Here is a 3,091-nt window from a genome sequence, read left to right on the forward strand (position 1 = left end):
GTTCCGATCGGTTGCGGGTGGCCGCACGGTGGGCGTCGATCACCTTGTGTGACGCGATGCCGTAGACGAACGCCAGGAACGGGCGGCCCTGCACCCGATACCCGGGCAAGGCCGTGAGCACGGCCAAACACACCTCCTGCGCGACGTCGTCGGCCGAGACCGACGAACGGTCCATCCGGCCCAGGCGCGCACGGCAGTACCGCACGACCATGGGCCGGATGATGGCGAGCACGCGCCCCACCGCTCCGCGGTCCCCTGCCATCGCAAGAGCCACCAGCTCGTCGGGAACGTCTGTCGTCTCACTCATCGCGCGTTGTCGTCCGGCCGTTACGCAACATGTCCGTCATCATCCGTTCGTGAGGGCGACCACGGAGAGTGCTCAACCGTCTCCTCAGTGCCGACCACCGTAGCGAAGTGGTCGGCCGATCCGGGAAGGACTCCTCGTCCAGGATGCAGGACGCGCGGGCCGGGCCGCGTTGCTTCGCACGGTGAGACGCACCCGATCGGCGCACCCTCGGGGCGGGCGGGCGACACCGCGGGAACGGACACCGCGGCGGCAGGGGACGCTCCCGCCGGACGACCGGGCGGGAGCGGGACGAACCGCCGGGCCGCGCGCACTTCAGGGCGCGGCCCGGACCAGGCAGGAACCGGTCGTGCGGGCCGACCGGGTGGATCACGGACCCCTATCCGGGCGCCCGGATAGGGGTCAGGAGACGAGGCCCCGGCGGAAGCCGTGGGCGACGGCCTGGGCACGGTCGCGCACGCCGAGCTTGCGGAACAGCCGCCGAGCGTGGGTCTTGACCGTGTCCTCGGACAGGTAGAGCTCGCGCCCGATCTGCCCGTTGCTCTTGCCCTGACTCATGCCGCGCAGCACCTGGAGCTCACGCTCCGTGAGCTGCACACCGGGGTCGGTGGGCGCCCGCGGCGTGGGCACGGCGGTGCTGGCCAGCGTGTGGGCGAGCGCGGCGACCAGCTCGGGGCGCGAGGCGTCCCAGCGGAGGTAGCCGCGGGCGCCGCCGGCGATGGCGGCAGCGATGCTGCCCGCGTCGTCGGGGGCTCCGAACACGATGACGTTCGCCTGGGGATGGGCCGCGACGAGGCGACGAGTCGCCTCCACCCCGGTGGGCACCGCGCGCTGGGTGCCGACCAGGACGACGTCGACCGGCTGGCGCGAGAAGCGCGCCAGCAGTTCGTCCCCGTGTGCAACGCAATCGATCCGGTGCACCCCCGGCACCGCGGACATCACGCGGGTGAGGCCTTCGCGGACGCTGCGACGATCGTCGCAGATGAGTACCGTCGTCACGACGATTCCTTCCTGCAGCTTCCTGCAGCCGGGTGATGTGTCACCCCCCGCATCGGCGAGTGAGAGTCTCACCTTGACACGATCAGGGCGAACATGTGGCCTCCATTCGGGACCGTTGCGCCGAGTGGCACTCGTCATGTGGGTGACTTAGATCCGAATGGAGTAATTACAGTAGCGCGATCCACCGCGCAAGTCACAACGACACCCCCGAAAGGCGCTTGCCGACCGGGTCGCTACGGTTCTCGATGACGCTCATCGTGAGAGCCGCGGCGTGTCGGCGGCGCGTCGCTCCGTTGGCCCGTCCATCCGGACATCGTTGCCCCGTTCGGGCGGTGACGTCGTTCGCGCCCGGCCGCTCGTCGCGCTCCCGGGCCGCGAGCGCGTCGAGGAGGTCCGCCGCGGCGAGCGCGCACGGCCACTCGAGCGGCAGCTGGCTCAGGCGCGCGCAGCCGGTCGCGATCGCGTCGAGCTCCTCGACCGCGTCGGCGGGTGCGAGCACACCCGCCGCCCCGCGGGCCACGACGAGGACGAGCCGCGACTTCAGCACGTGCCGTGCCGACCCGGCGACGCGCGCGCCGGCCAAGGCGCGCTCCGCCGGGGGCACGGCTTCGTCGGCACGTCCGCGCAGCAGCGCCACCTCGGCCCGCACCCAGCCCGTCCGGACAGCGGGCCGCCAGGACGGGTGGTCCTCCGCCTCGCGGTCCGCCCGATCGAGCAGCCGGACGGCCACCGCGGCCGCCCCGAGGCCGACCGCGTCGGCGGCGAGGCCCACCAGCGCGTCGATCCGCGCCGCCCGGGCGTCGGTACCGTCGACGGTCGGGTCCCCGCGGCCACCGGCGGCCAGCGCCAGCCGCAGGCCCAGCGCGTCGTCCGGCCGGGCGGCGGCGTGGCCGCCCTGCTGGCGACGGTGGGCGGCGCGGGTGATCGCGGCGTGCGCGGCCACCGCCGTCGGAACCGACGGGTCGGCGAGCAGCCCGCCCAGCTCCGCCGCCGCCGCGGCGTAACGCCCCTGTCCGCCGAGGGCCACGGCCACCAGCCACCGCTCGACCGGCGCCGTGCCGGGCCGGACGCGCACCGGCAGGTCGGGACGGTCACCGAAAGCGGCCTGGCGCACGGCGCGCGGGTCGCCGCTCACACCGACGCGGCGGCGCTGATCATGTCCGTGGCCTCGTCGAGCGACGTCAGCCGGCCGACGCGGGCGGGCAGGTCGACGCCCGCCCACCCCGGTCCAGCGACGAACGCACGGGCCCGCGGCCGGGTGCGGGGCAGCGACCGGATTACCTCGGCGTCGGCTGTGGCCCCCATCTGCGACCACAGCACCACGGCGACGGGCGCGGTCCGGCGGACGGCGGCGGCCAGCGCCTCGGCGGGCAGGTCCGACCCCAGAGACCGGCACGCCACACCCCGTCCCGACAGCGTCGCGGCGAGGACCACCATCGGGAGGATGTGCTGCTCGCCCGGCATCCCGGCGAGCAGGACCGGGCGCGCATCCGCGTTCACGGGTGCGGCGACCGCCCCCGAGCCGAACGCGGCGACGACGCACTCGCTGAGCAGGTGCTCGATCTCGACGCCCACACCGGTGGCCTCCCAGCGCTCACCGATGGCGACCAACACCGGCCGGGCGACGTCCTCCCAGGTGGCGCGGACCCCGTCCGCCCGGATGGACTCCACGAGCACCGACCGGGCGGCTCCGGCGTCCAACGCAAGCGCGGCCCGGCCCAGCCCGCGGGCGCGGCGCCCGGCCCCGGGCAGCCGCAGCGTCTGACCTCCGACCCGGACGCGGCCGGC

General features: G+C 74.8%; 4 protein-coding genes. All 4 read right to left on the reverse strand.

What is annotated here, in order from left to right; translation table 11 throughout:
- On the reverse strand, positions 1 to 307 hold a 307-nt coding region (locus JWR81_RS05375; protein ID WP_297647330.1), incomplete at its 3' end, for a sigma factor.
- Between the two features lie 399 nt (positions 308 to 706).
- Positions 707 to 1,303, reverse strand: coding sequence for a response regulator transcription factor (locus JWR81_RS05380; RefSeq protein ID WP_075942692.1), 597 nt, complete (start codon positions 1,301 to 1,303; stop codon positions 707 to 709).
- A gap of 193 nt (positions 1,304 to 1,496) precedes the next feature.
- On the reverse strand, positions 1,497 to 2,438 hold the full coding sequence (locus tag JWR81_RS05385) for a hypothetical protein (protein WP_297647334.1): 942 nt from the start codon (positions 2,436 to 2,438) through the stop codon (positions 1,497 to 1,499).
- Positions 2,435 to 3,091: B12-binding domain-containing protein (locus tag JWR81_RS05390; RefSeq protein ID WP_367278736.1), on the reverse strand; the 657-nt coding region annotated here is incomplete at its 5' end. The genes JWR81_RS05390 and JWR81_RS05385, both read right to left, overlap by 4 nt.

Origin of the sequence: Pseudonocardia sp. (assembly GCF_025965585.1) — a bacterium.
Lineage (GTDB): Bacteria > Actinomycetota > Actinomycetes > Mycobacteriales > Pseudonocardiaceae > Pseudonocardia.